Annotated in this window: 17 protein-coding genes and 1 tRNA gene; 12 read left to right on the plus strand and 6 right to left on the minus strand. The window is 45.0% G+C overall.

Annotated features, from left to right (window positions below):
• Positions 1-75 precede the first annotated feature (75 nt).
• The 10 genes from gpmI to B0H50_RS03985 all read left to right on the plus strand — a co-directional run bounded on the left by gpmI (position 76) and on the right by B0H50_RS03985 (position 9,848).
• Positions 76-1,710 carry a 2,3-bisphosphoglycerate-independent phosphoglycerate mutase gene (gpmI, locus tag B0H50_RS03940; RefSeq protein ID WP_106198030.1) on the plus strand — a complete coding sequence of 545 codons (1,635 nt, stop codon included), beginning with the start codon at positions 76-78 and terminating at the stop codon, positions 1,708-1,710.
• A 111-nt stretch (positions 1,711-1,821) separates the two neighbouring features.
• On the plus strand, positions 1,822-2,070 hold the full coding sequence (locus B0H50_RS03945) for a DUF4258 domain-containing protein (RefSeq protein WP_106198029.1): 249 nt from the start codon (positions 1,822-1,824) through the stop codon (positions 2,068-2,070).
• Positions 2,055-2,360, plus strand: coding sequence for a hypothetical protein (locus B0H50_RS03950; RefSeq protein ID WP_106198028.1), 306 nt, complete (start codon positions 2,055-2,057; stop codon positions 2,358-2,360). Before B0H50_RS03945 ends, B0H50_RS03950 begins: the two co-directional genes overlap by 16 nt.
• Positions 2,361-2,502: 142 nt before the next feature.
• Positions 2,503-3,489, plus strand: a complete 987-nt coding sequence (locus B0H50_RS03955) for a hypothetical protein (protein WP_106198027.1) — start codon at positions 2,503-2,505, stop codon at positions 3,487-3,489.
• Positions 3,490-3,582: 93 nt separating this feature from the next.
• Complete coding sequence (locus B0H50_RS03960; RefSeq protein ID WP_106198026.1) at positions 3,583-4,485, plus strand: radical SAM protein; 903 nt, start codon at positions 3,583-3,585, stop codon at positions 4,483-4,485.
• A gap of 42 nt (positions 4,486-4,527) precedes the next feature.
• On the plus strand, positions 4,528-4,761 hold the full coding sequence (locus B0H50_RS03965; RefSeq protein ID WP_109587279.1) for a DUF4258 domain-containing protein: 234 nt from the start codon (positions 4,528-4,530) through the stop codon (positions 4,759-4,761).
• Entirely contained in the window at positions 4,761-5,063 is a 303-nt protein-coding gene (locus B0H50_RS03970; protein ID WP_106198024.1) for a hypothetical protein, read from the plus strand. Before B0H50_RS03965 ends, B0H50_RS03970 begins: the two co-directional genes overlap by 1 nt.
• 140 nt (positions 5,064-5,203) lie before the next feature.
• A complete protein-coding gene (locus B0H50_RS03975; protein ID WP_106198023.1) occupies positions 5,204-5,470 on the plus strand; it encodes an RNA recognition motif domain-containing protein in 267 nt (88 codons plus the stop codon).
• 87 nt (positions 5,471-5,557) lie between these two features.
• A complete protein-coding gene (locus B0H50_RS03980; RefSeq protein ID WP_109587281.1) occupies positions 5,558-8,128 on the plus strand; it encodes a DEAD/DEAH box helicase in 2,571 nt (856 codons plus the stop codon).
• 103 nt (positions 8,129-8,231) lie between these two features.
• Positions 8,232-9,848, plus strand: coding sequence for an SLC13 family permease (locus B0H50_RS03985; protein ID WP_106198021.1), 1,617 nt, complete (start codon positions 8,232-8,234; stop codon positions 9,846-9,848).
• A gap of 473 nt (positions 9,849-10,321) precedes the next feature.
• Here the strand turns inward: B0H50_RS03985 and B0H50_RS03990 are convergent.
• The 5 genes from B0H50_RS03990 to B0H50_RS04010 all read right to left on the minus strand — a co-directional run bounded on the left by B0H50_RS03990 (position 10,322) and on the right by B0H50_RS04010 (position 13,492).
• A tRNA-Val gene (locus B0H50_RS03990) sits at positions 10,322-10,395 on the minus strand.
• A 72-nt stretch (positions 10,396-10,467) separates the two neighbouring features.
• Entirely contained in the window at positions 10,468-10,986 is a 519-nt protein-coding gene (locus B0H50_RS03995) for a hypothetical protein (RefSeq protein WP_106198020.1), read from the minus strand.
• A 9-nt stretch (positions 10,987-10,995) separates the two neighbouring features.
• Entirely contained in the window at positions 10,996-11,856 is an 861-nt protein-coding gene (locus tag B0H50_RS04000; RefSeq protein ID WP_106198019.1) for an NAD(P)H-hydrate dehydratase, read from the minus strand.
• Positions 11,857-12,558: a 2-C-methyl-D-erythritol 4-phosphate cytidylyltransferase gene (ispD, locus tag B0H50_RS04005; RefSeq protein WP_109587282.1), complete on the minus strand. Its 702-nt coding sequence runs from the start codon at positions 12,556-12,558 to the stop codon at positions 11,857-11,859. It lies immediately after the preceding gene.
• Positions 12,548-13,492: an FISUMP domain-containing protein gene (locus B0H50_RS04010; protein WP_106198017.1), complete on the minus strand. Its 945-nt coding sequence runs from the start codon at positions 13,490-13,492 to the stop codon at positions 12,548-12,550. Before B0H50_RS04010 ends, ispD begins: the two co-directional genes overlap by 11 nt.
• Before the next feature lie 40 nt (positions 13,493-13,532).
• On the opposite strand from B0H50_RS04010, the gene B0H50_RS04015 reads away from it, so the two are divergent.
• Complete coding sequence (locus tag B0H50_RS04015; protein WP_106198016.1) at positions 13,533-14,372, plus strand: Gfo/Idh/MocA family protein; 840 nt, start codon at positions 13,533-13,535, stop codon at positions 14,370-14,372.
• Here the strand turns inward: B0H50_RS04015 and B0H50_RS04020 are convergent.
• The gene (locus B0H50_RS04020) at positions 14,345-15,178 is read right to left on the minus strand and encodes a prepilin peptidase (protein ID WP_106198015.1); all 834 of its coding nucleotides are present in this window, start codon (positions 15,176-15,178) and stop codon (positions 14,345-14,347) included. The genes B0H50_RS04015 and B0H50_RS04020 overlap by 28 nt on opposite strands.
• Positions 15,179-15,254: 76 nt before the next feature.
• Between B0H50_RS04020 and B0H50_RS04025 the strand changes: the two genes are divergently transcribed.
• Entirely contained in the window at positions 15,255-16,139 is an 885-nt protein-coding gene (locus tag B0H50_RS04025) for a cell division protein FtsX (protein ID WP_109587283.1), read from the plus strand.
• The last annotated feature ends 5 nt before the right edge of the window (positions 16,140-16,144 follow it).

Raw genomic sequence — 16,144 nt, forward strand, 5'->3', positions numbered from 1 at the left:
AACTTTTCCCGCTTTTCTTGGTTTCTTTCTGGTAAAATTTTTAAATTGCTTCTCGAAACAAATTAGGAGAAAATTATGCTGAAGAAACTTTCTGCATTTGAAGGTATCAAAGGCCCAATCGTTACCATCGTGATGGACGGTGTCGGTTACAGCCCGAAAGAAGAAGGCAACGCTGTTGCGCAAGCTCGCAAGCCTTACCTCGATTCTTTGATGAAAAAATACAGCCATGTTTTGCTCAAGGCGCACGGAACCGCAGTCGGTATGCCGAGCGATGCAGACATGGGAAACTCCGAAGTGGGACACAACGCAATCGGTGCTGGCCAAGTTTACGAACAGGGCGCAGCTCTCGTTGCAAAGTCCATTCAAACGGGTGAAATTTTTAAGCGCGACGCTTGGAAAGAAATTACAGAAAATGTCCGTGCGAAAAAGAGCACATTACATTTCCTCGGCCTCTTTAGCGATGGCAATGTGCACAGTAATATCGAACATTTGAAAGCGATGATCGCTGAAGCAAAGAAAGAAGGCATCGCAAAAGTACGCGTTCACGTTTTGCTCGACGGTCGTGACGTGCCCGAAACTTCGGCGCTCGATTATGTGGGACCGTTTGAAAAATTCCTCGACGAATTGCGCTCTCCGGAATTTGACGTTTGCATCGCTTCGGGCGGTGGACGTATGAAGATTACGATGGACCGCTACAATGCAAACTGGAAAATGGTGGAACTCGGTTGGAAGACTCACGTCCTCGGCGAAGGCCGCTATTTTGCCAATACGACAGAAGCGATTAACACTCTCCGCGCCGAAACCAAGGCGATTGACCAAGATCTTCCGCCGTTTGTCATCGCAAAAGATGGCGCTCCGGTTGGAACAATTCAAGACGGCGATTCCGTTGTTTACTTTAACTTCCGCGGCGACCGCTCCATCGAAATTACCCGCGCATTTGAAGAAGAACATTTCGTAGAATTTGACCGCGTTCGTTTCCCGAAGGTAACGTATGCGGGCATGCTTCAGTACGATGGCGACTTGAAGCTTCCGAAGCGTTTCCTCGTTCCGCCTCCGGCGATTGAAAATACGAGCGGCGAATGGTTCAGCAAAGCGGGCCTCAAACAGTTTGCTTGCTCCGAAACGCAGAAATACGGTCACGTGACCTACTTCTGGAATGGTAACCGTTCTAGCAAATTCGATGGTGAAACTTACCTCGAAATTCCGTCGGATGTTGTTCCGTTTGAACAGCGTCCGTGGATGAAGTCTGCAGAAATTACCGACTCGATGATCGATGCTGTTGCAAGCGGCAAGTACAATGTTCTCCGCTGCAACTTCCCGAACGGCGATATGGTTGGCCATACCGGTAGCCTCCGCGCTGCAACGATGGCTGTTGAAGCTGTGGACTTGGGACTTGCTCGTCTCCTTCCGGTGATCGATGCGATGGGCGGCGTGGCAATCATTACCGCTGACCATGGTAACGCCGACGAAATGTATGATGTCGATAAGAAGACTGGTCTTCCGAAAACCAACAAAGATGGTTCCATCAAGGCAAAGACTTCGCATACATTGAATCCGGTTCCGTGTATCTTGTACGATAACGTCACCGGCGGTCGTCTTTCTTTGAAGGAAGGCTCTTGGGGGCTTTCTAACTTGGCAGCGACCACGGCAAATCTTCTCGGATTCGAAAAACACGAATCTTGGGACGATTCGATGCTCCTCATCAAGTAATTGGAAAATCAACGCAAAAAGCCCGCCTTCGGCGGGCTTTTTGTATGGCAAAAAATAAAATTCTTAACAATTTGTATTGACTTGATGTATTTGCAGTTGTATATTTAAAATATGAGTTTGAGAATAAGCAATCATGCAAAAGAACAATTAGTGAAACGTGGAATTTCGGAACAAGAGGTCTTAGATGTGTTTTCTGGCAAAAATAAAGCAAAATTTTCTAGACCATCCGACAAAGATTCCGACTGCGTTGAGCTTTTTGCAGTAATTAGAGAAAGACTTTGCAAAATTGTTTATTCTGTAACTACAGAAACAGTGGCTACGGCTTATTTTTTAAGAGGTGAAAAATGGAAACAAATTTAGCTGAAAAATACATAGAAGAACTTGCTGCTAAGTTTGAAAATCAAACCGAAGAAGAAGAATGGGAAGATTTTCAAAAGGCAAAAACAGAAGGCTTGTTGTTTTCTGGTGAAGGTGTTTTAGAAAAGGCTATTGCAGTTGTAAAAGAAAGAATGGAACACAAAAAGAAAATGTATTCCTTTCGACTAAAAACTTCAACTGTGGATAAAATTAAGCTCAAAGCGAAAAAGGCGAATGTTCCGTATCAAACTTATGTGAACGCCATTTTAGACGCGGTCGCTGCTGCGGAATAATTCGCTGAAATTTTCAAAAGGAAGCCTCCTTGAAGGAGGCTTTTTGACTTGGATGAAGTGACGCTAAAAAATACATAGCAGAGAATGTTCTTTTTGATTCAAAAAAGTGTATTTTCAAACAAGACATTTTCAGAGGATTGATATGAATTTTAAAAAAGTGATGACTGCTTTTGGGCTTGTTGCCTCTTTCGGTCTTGCTGCGTGCAGCAGCGATTCTTCTTCGGGTGCCGATCCAGAAGATCTTTCGAGCAGCAGCTCAGCGCCAATCGTTCTCCCTGAAACGAACGGTGATTCTTTGGTGAAATTTACCAGCATGAATGCATCGCCAAGCGGTGCGACTTCGATTATTTTCACGGGTTCTGTTTCGACAAATTTGGATGCGGATACTTCGGCGGTAATCGATTCGATTAACTTTAAATTGGGAAATGAAACCGGCGGACAAATTACTTCGTCCTTTACCTTTACGCAGTTGACTGCGCCGACGGCAAATTTGAATTTGATTAAACTTTCTCCGGCTTTGGATTTGACTTCGTTTAAGGATTGCGGAAATCTTTCGGCTTACTTAATCGTTTACGGTCATAGCTTAACGCAATCGTTTGTGGCAATTGATACGATTCCGTTTGCGAAGGGCTGCGTTGTGGAAGAAAGCAGTTCAAGCGTTGCCGTTGAAGATCCTGTTCTCACCGCATGGGAAGTTGAACTTTCAACGAGTGCTACGAAATCGAATGCTGTCGATTTGGATTCCAAAACAGTTTACTTCAAACAACAAATTTCTGCTGAAACGGCTCCGCTTTTGGACTTATACTTAGCCCGCGAAAATAAAGCGCCGGTTCTTTATACCAACGGCAATTTGACTGAATTTGCAGTGGCAAATGCTTCGACAATTGTCCCGGAAACGAAGAGCGCTTCGGACTATTTAAGCTATCCGAAACCAGCGCATGTGAGCGATTTCGCTTTCAAAGATACGCCGACGAATTCGGTCACTGATTTCGAAACGACTGCGTTCATTGTGAAAACGCCGTCTTATGATGAAACCACCGGAAAAGGCTTCTATGTCATTCTTCCGCACGAAGCAGAGGAAGCGGGAAGCAGCGTTTCGATGACTCTCACCATTCTCGGTGTTTGGTAACATTTCTCTTTCTCTCTATCAAAAGTTCCCGGTGACGGGAACTTTTTTTATGCCGGCCGAAAATTTTCTAAATAAAAAGAAACAGGAAAACTCATGTTGTGGCGAATGACTCTTTTGACGAATCCGGACCGTTGCAATTTGCAATGTGCGCTATGCTTTTTAAAACAGCGCAGACATCAATTCGGAAAAGGCGAAATGCCTTGGGAAATTGCGGAAAAAGCGGTGCGAAAATTTGCCGTTGAAGGAATCCGCGAAGTCATTCCAAGTACAATGGGGGAACCGTTACTTTATACGCATTTTGAAAAATTAGAAGCGCTCGTTCGCGAATTGCATTTGAAATTAAATGTGACGACGAATGGAAGTTTTCCGATGAAAGGTGCGCGAGCTTGGGCGCAAGAATTGCTTCCGATTTCAAGCGATATCAAAGTGAGCTGCTGGGGATTTTCCGAAAAAGTTTGGAAAAATTTATGCGTCGGGATGGATGTTTCGCAGTACAAAAAAAATCTCCGAGAATTTTTGCAAGTGCGAAATGAACTTGCCGAAAAATTTGAAGAACTTTCAAAAATTTCTTTGCAGATGGCGGTTTGCAAAACGAATCGCGATGATGTGGAACGCGTATTGGAATGGGCGTTAGAATTGGGATGCAATCGGGTCAAGTTAAATCGGGCTGTTTTTCTTTCGCAAGCAGAAGAATTAAAAAAACGCGAAGCGATTCCTTCCGAAGAATTTTTTGATAGCGAAAAATGGAAAAATTTACCGCTAAAAATCGAAGGCACTTTTTTAAAACCCGAAGAAAAATGGCAACAAAAAAATTGCCCCTTTCTCGGCCGTGAAATTTGGGTGCTTCCCGACGGCTCAACGGAACCGTGTCCCGATCCCGAAAATCGTTTCGGTGAACATCTCGCTTCTGAAAATCGATGTGATAATTGTCATTTGTTTCCAAAAAATATTCAACAACTTAATTCATTTTTGTTAAAGAAAATTGTTAAAGATTGATTGGAATCTTGATAGAGTTTAGAAAAAATCTATATTCTACTTATGGGTTTGAGGATAAGTGATCATGCAAAAGAACATATGGCTCGCTGTGGAATTTCTGAGCAAGATGTTGTAGATGTTTTGTGTGGTAAATGCAAAATTTTAAAAAAGGTTATTTCGCAAAAAGATGAATCTTGTTCGTTGATTTTTGCAGAAGCTTCTGGAAAAATTTGCAAAATCGTTTATTCTGAAACTTCAAATACCATTGTTACGGCTTTTACTGTAAGGAGGCTATAATGAAAAAAAGAATGACAGATGAAGAAATAGAACGTATTGCTTCTTATTATGAAAATCAAACTGAAGAAGAAGCCGATGCGGAACTCAAATGGGCAGAAAAAAATGATCTAGTTGTGAAAGGTCCGACTCCATTTAACGAAGCATCAAAAATTCTTTCTACAAAGTATAAAGCTTATTTGAAACGTCAAGAAAAAAACAAACTTAAAATTGGGACGAATTTGGATGTTGCTGTTGTGGAAGAATTAAAAAAACGAGTAGCTCATTTGGGTATGCCTAATACGATGAAAATCATTAAAATGTAAAAAAATTTCGCATGGATTGACCAAATTCACATTTTTTGCATTTGAGATGATTTTCAATGAAAAACGAGTAAAAATATTCAACATTTTTCCCCAAAATGAGCTATTATTTGAAAAGGCTTATTTAACAGCCTGGATAAATTATGAAAAGCATTTATGTTGGTAATCTCCCCTTTGCGTTCCGCGACGCCGACCTCGCCGGCCTCTTCGCTGAATTTGGCGAAATCAAGAGCGCAAAGATCATCATGGACCGCGATACAGGTCGCAGCAAAGGTTTCGGCTTCGTTGAAATCGAAGACGACGGTGTTGCAGCAAACGCAGTCGAACAGCTGAATGGCAAGGAAGTGAACGGTCGTCCACTCCGCGTCAATGAGGCTCGCCCGAGAGAACCGCGTCCGCGCCGTTTCTAAAAGAAGAAAAGGCTGCAATCGGTTGCAGCCTTTTTTTATGCTTTTTCGGCTTTCATTTCGCCAAACAAAACTTTCTATTTTAAGGGTATGATGAAAAATTTACAGTATTTTCTTCCGCAAAAAGGGGAACAGTTGTCCAACGAAGATTTGCTTGGACGTTTTTTAACGTGGACGGAAGAACGCGGCGTGAATTTGTATGAAGCGCAAGAAAATGCAATTCTCGAATTGTTTGACGATAAGAATGTGATTTTAAATACGCCGACGGGAAGTGGAAAATCTCTTGTTGCCGAAGCACTTCATTTTATGAGCCTTTCTCTTGGGCGTCGTTCGGCTTATACTTGCCCGATCAAAGCATTGGTGAACGAAAAATGGATGGCGCTTTGCAAAGAATTTGGCCCAGAAAATGTGGGACTTTCGACGGGCGATGCGACGGTGAATATGGACGCTCCCATCCTTTGTTGCACCGCAGAAATTTTGGAAAATCGCGCGCTCGGGGAAGGGGAAAATTTAAATATCCAAGATGTCGTGATGGACGAATTCCATTATTACTCGGACAAAGAACGCGGCGTCGCTTGGCAAGTTCCGCTCCTCACTCTTCCGCAGACTCGATTCCTTTTGATGTCGGCGACGATGGGAAAAACGGATTTCTTTGAAAGCGTCCTTTCGAATTTGAATGGGAAACCGAGCGTGACAGTTTCGAGTAAAACGCGTCCGGTTCCGCTAGAATTTTCGTATTCAATGAATGAAATTTCGACGACGGTACAAGGACTTGTGAACGAAGGAAAAGCGCCGGTTTATGTCGTTCATTTTACGCAAGCCTCGGCGGCAGAAAATGCGCAAAATTTTACGAGCTTAAACCTTTGCAGCAAAGAAGAAAAAGCAGCACTCGCCAAAGAAATTTCGCACTTTCGATTTTCAAGTCCATACGGACCAGAATTCAAACGCTTTCTCAAAGCGGGAATCGGTTTACATCATGCGGGGCTTTTACCGAAGTATCGCATCCTCGTTGAAAAGCTTTCGCAGCGCGGACTTCTCAAAGTGATTTGCGGAACGGATACGTTGGGCGTCGGCGTGAATGTGCCGATTCGAACAGTTCTCTTTACGCAACTTTGCAAATATTCGGGCGATAAAACGGCGATTCTCGCTGCCCGCGATTTTCATCAGATCGCAGGACGCGCAGGCCGTAAAGGCTTTGATGATGTCGGCTTTGTCGTCGCGCAAGCGCCGGAGCATGTTATCGAAAATGCGAAACTTGCCGCGAAGGCATCGCAGACGGGGAAAAAATTTGTCAAACGGAAACCGCCCGAACGCGGATATGTTCCGTGGGACGAAAGTACGTATCAGCGTTTAATTGCGTCGCCGCCCGAGCCGCTCACGTCGCGATTTGAAGTTTCGCACGGAATGCTCATCAATGTGCTTTCTCGGAAAACGGACGGCTGCCAAGCGATGCGGAAACTTATCCGCGATTCGCACGAAACACTCAAACGCAAAAAAGAATTGAATCATCGTGCGTTTCAACTTTTCCGTTCTCTCGTCGAAAAACGCATCGTGGAATTTATTGAAAATCCGCAGCCGGGAATGGCGCACGTCCGCGTGAATTTAGACTTGCAAAATGATTTTGCGATGAATGAACCGCTTTCGCTTTATCTCTTGGATACGCTTCTGAAGTTAGATGCCGAAAGTCCAGACTTTGCGCTCGATGTCATTTCTTTGATCGAATCGATTGTGGAAAATCCCGAACCGATTTTGCGCGTGCAGTTAAAGAAAGCGCGCGACGCGCGTTATGCGGCGCTCAAAGCGGAACATGCAGAATACAATAAAATTCAAGATGAATTGGATAAAGTGGAATATCCGAAACCGCTCCGCGATTTTATTTATACGACGTTTAATGAATTTGCCGATGAACATCCGTGGGTCGGAAATTTAAATGTCGAACCGAAATCCATTGTCCGCGAAATGATTGAAAATTTTGATACATTCAGCGGCTACGTGAAAAAATACGGACTTTCTCGAATGGAAGCGCTGCTTTTGCGGCACATCAATTACGTTTACAAAGTGCTTTCGCAAACCGTTCCGGATACGATGAAAACCGAAGAAATTTTAGAAATTCAAAATTACTTGGACGAAGTTATTCGCAGAACGGATTCGAGCCTCCTCGAAGAATGGGAGCGTTTGAAAAATCCAGAATTTGTGGCGGCAGAAGAAAATCCGGAGAAAGCATTTCACGCCGAAGATGCAACGAAAGATGTTACTCTCGACAAGAAAAAATTTTTGGCAAATTCGCGCTCGCGCATTTTCGCGCTCCTTTCGCTTTTGCGAAATCGCGATTTGGATGGCGCATTGGATTTGCTCGCCGAAGATATTCCCGAAAATGAAATTCTCGCCGATGCAGAAAATGTGCCGTGGACCGAAAAAAGGATGGAAGAAATTTTAGAAGAATATCACGCGGAACACGGAAATTTCAGGCTCGATGCAGAAGGCCGTTCGGCAAAGCATACGATTGCGCTGTGGTCGGGAGAAAATTTGCAAATTCAGCAAGTTTTGCAAGATGACGAAGATTTGAATGATTGGGAAGTGGATTTTTCAATTCCTTTGGCCGAAGCCCGCGAAGCGGGAATGCCTCTTCTCCGATTGAATCGAATCGGGCCCGTTTCGTAACCGCAGAAAAATTTTGCGTCTTTACATTCCACGCTAAAAAAACTAGATTTGGCCGCATCATTTGATAGGGCTGACCCGCCCTATTCCTAACTCTGGAAAAAAAATGACAAAGGCTAAACTCATCAAATTCATTATCGCAACAGTCCTTGCGATTGTTGCTCTCTTCGTCCCGTACGAAGCCCTCGGAATTGACGGCCCGAACACCCTCAATCCCATTGAAATTCGCGTGATCGCTATCTTTGTGATGGCGGCTCTTTATTGGATTCTTCAACCGTTCCCAATTTGGACAACATCCACATTGGTCATTGTGTTGATGATTCTCACGCTTTCAAATTCCGCATTCCTTCCGTTCCGCGTCGAAGGCGTAGAACCGATGAAATACAAGGACATTATGAATACCTGGTCCGACCAGACAATCATGCTGTTCCTCGGCGGATTCTTCCTTGCTGCGGCTGCAACCAAGTACAAAATGGACTTGAACCTTGCCCGCGTTCTTTTGAAGCCTTTTGGTCACAATCCGAAGTTCGTTCTCATCGGCTTAATGATGATTACGGCTCTCTTCTCGATGTTTATGAGCAATACGGCAACGGCTGCGATGATGCTTGCAATTCTCGCTCCGGTGCTCAAACTCTTTGATGAAAAAGATAAAGGAAAAGCGGCATTTGCTCTCGCAATTCCGGTCGGCGCAAACATCGGTGGTATGGGTACTCCGATTGGAACTCCTCCGAATACGATTGCGCTCGGCGCTTTGAATGAAGCGGGTTATAGCGTTTCGTTCGGACAATGGATGGCTTTCGGCGTTCCGTATGTGATTATCATGATGCTTATCGCTTGGTTCATCATCATGAAGATTTACCCGATTTCGGCAAAGCGGATGGATTTGAATATCGAAGGCGCTGATGGATTTGACAAGAGCCCGCGCGCTCTCATCGTTTATGCGACTTTCGGACTTTGCGTTGTTCTTTGGCTCCTCGGTAAGAATGTTCACGGCATTAACGACTACTCGATTGCGATGATTCCGATTGCTGTGTTCGCATTGACGGGCGTGATTAACAAGAAAGATTTGAACGGCATGAGCTGGGACGTTCTTTGGCTCGTCGCAGGCGGTTTTGCGTTGGGCGTTGGTCTGCAAAAGACTGGACTTGCTGCGCATTTAATCGGAGCGATTCCGTTTGATACTTGGCCTGCATTCCCGCTTCTCGTCGGCTGCGGCATTATCTGCCTCTTTATGGCGAACTTCATGAGCCATTCGGCAACGGCTGCACTTCTCGTTCCGATTTTGATTGTGGTCGGAATGAACTGCGCAGATAACTTGGCGCCTCTCGGTGGCGTTACGGCTCTTCTCGTGGCAGTGGCTTTCGCAAGCTCTCTCGGGATGAGTATGCCGATTTCGACTCCGCCGAATGCACTCGCTCATGCGACGGGTTTTGTTGATACGAACGGAATGGCAAAGTCGGGAATCCTTTTGGGTCTTATCGGACTTGTCCTCGTTTACGTGATGATGTTTGTGCTCGCTCGTTTGCACTTCTTCGGCGATCCGAAGCCGACAGTGGCGCCGGCTCCGGCAGCGGCTGCGGTGATTTCGACTCCAGCGGTTTCTGCTCCGGTAGATACTACGGTGCAGTTGAACGCAGAAGCGGCTGCAGCGGTTCAAGTTGCAGATAGCGCAAAAGTGGATTCTGCTGCTCCGGTGGCTGTCGATTCTTCTGCAGCAAAGTAATTGAGATATTTCAAAAAACAAGGCTTCCCGATTCGGGAAGCCTTGTTTTTTTTATTTCTTCAAAACCACCGGCTGGGCCGGTGGTCAAATATCGCCTTCTGACGTTCCGTCCTCGATATAAAAAATCCCTTGATTACTTTTGATATGCGGTCTGCCAACTGCATTACAATGAATCAAAGGATTTTAAATGAATAATAGAAATAATCATACGTTGACGCATTCAATGAGGAATTGTAGAGGTCATATTGGGTTTTCAAAATTTCGCAGAAAAGTGTTTGATAGGGAACGTCGCCGAGAAATCGGAAAAACGCTAAAATTTGAATGCGGAAATTTGGCGAAGGAAAACGAAAATAGCCCGAGCAATTGACTTGTCCGAGAAATTTTAGGGTAAAGAACTCAGGCGATTTGACCCCAAAATCGTTATAAAAATTGATTACAAAAAAAGAAAAACTCCGCGGTTTGCGGAGTTTTCGTGGTCGATACAGAACTCGAATCTGTGACCTCTACCATGTCAAGGTAGCGCTCTAACCAACTGAGCTAATCGACCGTTTAGGGTGAACCAATAGTAGAAAGTTTTTTTTGAACTGTCAAGGGGAATGAGACGGAAAAGTGAAAATTTTTAACGATCGTCGGGGTCGACCCAGTAACGCATTCGCCCCGAGATGATGACGCGGGTGGAATCGCAATTTTCGCCGTAGCAATGGTTGAAGATGAGGCGCAGGTCGGCGCTCCAAATCGTGTCGCGTTGATCGAATTTGACGTAGCTAGAATCGGCGTCGATGATGCGGGCGGGGTTGCTGTTTCCGAGGATTAAATAGGTGTAATTGATGTTGGTTTGCGGGCGGTTCATGCCGAGCTCGGGCTTGTAAACCATGATTTGTAGGCGGTCGCCGTCGTCATTTTTTCCGAGGAAGGTGACGAAGTGTTTGTTCGGGCGTAATTTGACATTGCCGTCGTCGGGATGAATGTCCAATTTGAGTTCGTCGCTGTGATTCCATTCGCCCAAAATGCTATCGGTATAAGCTTTCGTGTCGTTGATGCGCAGATTCATGTAGCCGCCGCCCGAGACGCTCCAGCCGCTGTTGATGTCGCTGCACGCTATGAAAAAAATGAAAAGTAAAAGAAAGAGTCGAATCACGAGAATAAATTAGAAATTTCCGAGTTCGGATTCGCGCAAAATTTTCGCGGCGTATTTTGGTAAATCCGAAGCGAGTACGCCATATTCGGAAAATTCTTTTGCGGCAAATTCGCCGGCGAGTCCGTGAATTTTTGCTCCGAGAACGGCTGCGTCGAATGGGGACATTTTCTGCGCTAAAAAGCCCGCAATCATTCCGGTGAGACAGTCGCCAGTTCCCGCTTTGGCGAGTGCGGAATTTCCCGTTTCGTTGATGTGCAAATTTTTTCCGTCGGCGATGATGGTGCGGTGCCCTTTCAAAAGAACGATGGCGTGAAATTTTTCCGAAGCTTTTTGCGCAAAATGTTCGCGATTTTTTTGAATGCTTTCGACGTCGGTTTTGAGCAAGCGGGCGAGTTCCATCGGATGCGGCGTCATGACGCAATTTCCGTCAAAGTGAAAATTTTCACCGGATTGAGCGAGCCAATTTAAACCGTCTGCATCTAAAACCAGCGGGATTTTTTTTGCGATGAGAAGAGAAATGAAATCGTGTAAAAACGAATTAAAAATTTTTAAATCGCAGCCGAGCGCAGAAATGCCGCATCCCAAAGCGCAAACGGTTCCGGGTTTAATTTGCGAAGCGAGAAGCGGAAAACTTTTTGGAGAAATTGCACTCCCTTCTTGTGGAAGTGGAAGATAAACGGCTTCGGGAAGTTGCGCGGAAACCGCATCGATTACAGGAGGAATTGCGGCGAGAATTGCATAGCCCGCGCCGACGCGTAACGCTGAAACTGTCGAAAGATAAGCGGCGCCGCGAAAATTGACAGAGCCCGCAATATTCAAGACATGACCGAAGGTCGCTTTGTTCGAATCTTCGGGGCGCGCTGGTAACATTTACGCCTCCAATGTTGCCAAAAACTTTTTGAAATCGTCGGGAGTGGTGAGCTTATCGTTTTGAGAATTTCCGTTCACAATAAAAACAGGAATGGAAAAATGTTCCAAAATCGAAGCTTCATCGGTCGGCAAAAAGTCGAGCGGATTTGCATCGATTTTTTGATATAAGGATCGGAAAATTTTGACGGATGCGGCTTGCGGTGTCTGCGCCAAGTAAACGGTTTCGCGCGGAATTGTCTGGAGCACTTTTCCGTCTTTCGCAATTTTTACTGTATCGACTGCGTGCTTTGCGACTAAGCAGGCGCCTTGATTTTTCAGCGTTTCCATGACTTGTAAAATCAATTCTTTAGAAAGGAATGGCCGCGCCACATCGTGCACCAAAACAAAATCAATATCGGGCGAAAGCGCTTCAATTCCGTTTCGCACGGACTGCCAACGTTCTTTGCCACCGACGACGATCTTAATTTTTTTTGCCAATGGAAAATGTGAAAGTTCTTCTTCGAAATGCGATTTCCAATCGGTGGGAACTGCGAGAACAACTTCTTGAATTTCGGGCATTTGCGCAAAAGTTTCAAGCGCATATTGATAAACCGGTTTTTCGCCGAGTTTTAAAAGTTGCTTCGGAAGCGAAGCGCCCATGCGCTTGCCGAGACCGCCAGCGGGGAGAACCGCAGCAAATTTTTTTTCAGAATTATTTGACATTTTGCACGCAGCGAACGGCATAACCTGCCGACTTAAAATTGTGATAACGATAAATGTCGCGGGAATCGTAATCGAGACTGCGATAGTAAGCGCTGTTCGCATCTTTTTCCGTCGCCGTCCAAAAATATGCGTGCGATTCCGCATACATAAAATTGCCTTCGTAAACAATTCCCGAAGGAACGCCACCAAATCCAATCGAGTCCGAACCATTTCCCGAATTATCTTCGTCTTCTTGCCAGCCCGTTTTGGATTTTAATTTGTAACCATTTTCGTCGCCCAATTCTTTTTCGAGAAGGCTCCATTCTTCGTCCGATGGAAGGCGCCAACCGTTAGGGCAAACTTTTTTCGCCGTGTTAAAGTCGTATAGGCGTCCGTATTTTTCACAATTTTTCTTTTTGTTTTTGTAGCACGCAGAACCCGAAAAAGTCCACGTATTCAAATTGCGTTTCATCCAACGGAGATTCCCGACGGTGACGGATCCGCCTTCGACGCATGATTTAAATGTCGCAGAAATTTCAACGCTGTCTGCGGGCATAAAAAATTCCGCCGAATCCGCCGAGAGAATTTTCAAATTTTTTTCAAACGATGACGGCGATACATTCCAACCGGCGAAGCATAAATCGCTATTCGCATCGATTGTCAAATACACTTTTTTCTTAGGCGCATAAATTCCTGAGCCCGAAGCATTTTTCACTGTCAGTGGAAATTCCGATGGCGCAGAACTCGAAGAAATCGAAGACGAACTCAATGAATCGGTAGCCGAAGAAAGCGAATCCGCGGCAGCGGAAATGGGCGCTTTTACAGAACTCGACGAAGACTCCGCGCTAGAAATTTCTGTCGCAGACGAAATATTTTGCTTTTTCACCGGCTCAGGCGCTTCTCGCGTTGAGCAAGAAACGAAAATCAGAGCAAAAAATAGGGCAAAAATTTTCATGAGTCATTCCTCGTGGCGTGAAAAATAATAATTTCAATGCATGGAAAAATCAATTCAAGCATACATTCTCGGCAATGGTCACATGGGGCATCTTCATCAGCAACATTTAGAAGCCCTCGGCATTTCTTGTACAACTTATGATGGGGAAGAAGATTGTTATCGTCGCATTCTTGAATTTTTCCCCGAAGAAAATGAAGTGATTTTCGTCGCTTCTCCGGCGCAGTCGCATCGCAGTTATGCGTTCTTGGCTCTCGCTTACGGCTTCGATGTTTTCGTCGAAAAACCGATCGCCCTTTCGATGACAGAAGTGAACGATTTGCTGAAGATTGCGAAACAATCTCATGCGTTATTGTTTGCAGGACATTGTGAAAGATACAGTCTTGCCTTCCAAAATTTTTTGAAAAAATTCCAAGAAACGGCGGCAAAAATTGCGCCGCGGAAAATTGAATTTACCCGTTGGAATAAACCGACTCCGCGCGGTCAAGATGTTTCGGTGATTTGGGATTTGGGCGTTCACGATTTTGATTTGCTTTACACGATGAAACAAGCGGTGCCGTCTTGGGATTCGGAAAAAACGGAAATTTATTTTGACGAATCGCGGGAAGCCGAAGAATCAAAGCGGGAAATTAAAGCGACATTCCAAGTGGACGATGTGGACTTTGTGCTCACTTGCAATTTGAATGAAACGCAGCCGATGGAATCGGACGCAATTACTCGGGAAATTCAAGAATTTTTGCGGATTCGTGCACTCCCAGATTCCGAACGTTTCGAAGCGATGAACTCTCAACTGGCGGGCGCCATTTTCGCCGTGCAAGAAGCGGAAAAGTTAAACGATTCCGCTGGCTACAATCATTATTCTAGTCCGAATAAACCGAAATAAAAATTCAAAAAAAGATCGCCGAAACGGTAAACAATCGGAGCGGCAATTGCTAAAAACGGCCCGAAAGGAATTTCTTGGCTGTTTTCTTTTTTGATGAGACGATACGGCACCATTACGAGAATGCCGAGAAGAGAAGCGAGAACGAGGGCGAAGAAAGCGTTTCCAATTCCCATGAGCGCTCCAAATCCTGCGACTAATTTAACGTCTCCAAGTCCCATCGCATCGCGCTTTAAAATTTTCCCAGCGATAAATCCGATGAGGTAAAGTCCGCCGCCCGCAAAAATTGCGCCGAGAAAACTTTGTAACGGAGTAATTCCGCCTGGGAAAAAAGAAAGTAAAATGCCGATGACGATGCCGCCGATGCTCATCGAATCGGGGATGAGTTTAAATTCAAAATCGACAGCGGAAATCGGATAAATCGCAAGCAAAAGCCAGAAGAGCGCGAAGGAATCTGCCCAATGCGCAACCGGTGCAGTAAACGAAAAAAGCGAAGCATCTTGAAAAGGAAAATTCGCAAGTAAAAGCGCAAACGCTCCGAGAAGTCCGCAGAGCGCTTCGCCGATCGGATAACGAATACTAATCGGCTGATGACAGCACGCACTTTTTCCGCGTAAAATCAACCACCCGATGACCGGCAAATTGAACCAAATCGGAATATGCTTTTTGCAATGCGGACAAAAAGACGGCGGAGAAATTAACGAAATTCCTCGCGGCATTCGATAGACGATGACGTTGTAAAAGCTGCCTGTGCAGGCGCCTAAAATGGCGAATAAAATCGCCGCATACCAAAGAGGAATTTCTTGCATAAAACAAAAATAGTTTTTGCAACGCGTGCGCCGAACGCAAAAATTCTTTTCAGCGTAAAAAAACTATATTCCATTCGTGTTTAGTTTGATTCGTTATTTAATTTCCGAAGCTTTTCGCGGGTGGAAAGAACATCGGACAGTTGTATTTCCGTCGCTGGTGACGATTTTTCTTTGCGCGGTTTTGCTTGGACTTTCGGGCGCATTTTTGCTCGGAGCGTATCGGCTTTCGCATGTCGAAAATCGCTTGTATCAAATTGAAGTCTTTTTGAAAAATTCGGTCCCCGCGGATTCTATAAAAAGTTTAGAAACGGAATTGTGGCAAATTAAACAATTCGAATCTGTCGTTTATAAAAGTCCCGATTCAGCGATGGCGGATTTTCAAAAAAGATTTTCGCACGAAATGCTTTCGCTTGTAAACGGAAATCCGTTGCCCGCTTCTTTTGTGCTCACGATTTCTCCGCGTTACCGCGAACCTTCGATTTTACACGAATTGGTTTTGCAACTTCAAACGAATGAAGCTTTTGATGCGGTCGAAGCGCCGACGGATTTTGTCGATCGCATTGCAGAATGGAAATTTCCGCTTATCTTTTGGCCCGTTGCAACGACGATTCTCATCTTTGTCACGCTTTTCTTAATCATCGGAAATGCGGTGAGGCTTTCTTTATTTTCACGAAAATTGTTGGTCGAAAATATTCGCTACGCCGGCGGTTCTTCTTTCTTCATCGAGTTTCCGTTTTTGCTCGAAGGAATTATGCAAGGAATTTCGGCGAGCGGCGCAGCTGCATTTTTGCTTCTCTTTGCCGAAAAATCTCTCAGCCGTCAAATTCCCGTGCTCAGTTATTATTTATCGGGCTTTGACTATTTGCTTTTGCTCGTCGTCGTGGCGGTGACTTTGGTTTCGGTGTATTCGAGTTTCCGCAGCGTGCGAACTTTCTTAAATCGCGATGCCGTCGAAAGGTAATGAAA

It is taken from the genome of Hallerella porci, assembly GCF_003148885.1.
GTDB lineage: Bacteria > Fibrobacterota > Fibrobacteria > Fibrobacterales > Fibrobacteraceae > Hallerella > Hallerella porci.

What these genes read in the sequence shown, in the direction of transcription:
- B0H50_RS03965 (WP_109587279.1), top strand. Translation starts at nt 4,528, where the DNA reads ATGGGTTTGAGGATAAGTGATCATGCAAAAGAACATATGGCTCGCTGT.
- B0H50_RS04020 (WP_106198015.1), bottom strand. Translation starts at nt 15,178, where the DNA reads ATGCAAGAAATTCCTCTTTGGTATGCGGCGATTTTATTCGCCATTTTA.
- B0H50_RS03985 (WP_106198021.1), top strand. Translation starts at nt 8,232, where the DNA reads ATGACAAAGGCTAAACTCATCAAATTCATTATCGCAACAGTCCTTGCG.
- B0H50_RS04000 (WP_106198019.1), bottom strand. Translation starts at nt 11,856, where the DNA reads ATGTTACCAGCGCGCCCCGAAGATTCGAACAAAGCGACCTTCGGTCAT.
- B0H50_RS03975 (WP_106198023.1), top strand. Translation starts at nt 5,204, where the DNA reads ATGAAAAGCATTTATGTTGGTAATCTCCCCTTTGCGTTCCGCGACGCC.
- B0H50_RS03955 (WP_106198027.1), top strand. Translation starts at nt 2,503, where the DNA reads ATGAATTTTAAAAAAGTGATGACTGCTTTTGGGCTTGTTGCCTCTTTC.
- ispD (WP_109587282.1), bottom strand. Translation starts at nt 12,558, where the DNA reads ATGTCAAATAATTCTGAAAAAAAATTTGCTGCGGTTCTCCCCGCTGGC.
- gpmI (WP_106198030.1), top strand. Translation starts at nt 76, where the DNA reads ATGCTGAAGAAACTTTCTGCATTTGAAGGTATCAAAGGCCCAATCGTT.
- B0H50_RS03945 (WP_106198029.1), top strand. Translation starts at nt 1,822, where the DNA reads ATGAGTTTGAGAATAAGCAATCATGCAAAAGAACAATTAGTGAAACGT.
- B0H50_RS03970 (WP_106198024.1), top strand. Translation starts at nt 4,761, where the DNA reads ATGAAAAAAAGAATGACAGATGAAGAAATAGAACGTATTGCTTCTTAT.
- B0H50_RS04010 (WP_106198017.1), bottom strand. Translation starts at nt 13,492, where the DNA reads ATGAAAATTTTTGCCCTATTTTTTGCTCTGATTTTCGTTTCTTGCTCA.
- B0H50_RS03950 (WP_106198028.1), top strand. Translation starts at nt 2,055, where the DNA reads ATGGAAACAAATTTAGCTGAAAAATACATAGAAGAACTTGCTGCTAAG.
- B0H50_RS03960 (WP_106198026.1), top strand. Translation starts at nt 3,583, where the DNA reads ATGTTGTGGCGAATGACTCTTTTGACGAATCCGGACCGTTGCAATTTG.
- B0H50_RS04015 (WP_106198016.1), top strand. Translation starts at nt 13,533, where the DNA reads ATGGAAAAATCAATTCAAGCATACATTCTCGGCAATGGTCACATGGGG.
- B0H50_RS03980 (WP_109587281.1), top strand. Translation starts at nt 5,558, where the DNA reads ATGATGAAAAATTTACAGTATTTTCTTCCGCAAAAAGGGGAACAGTTG.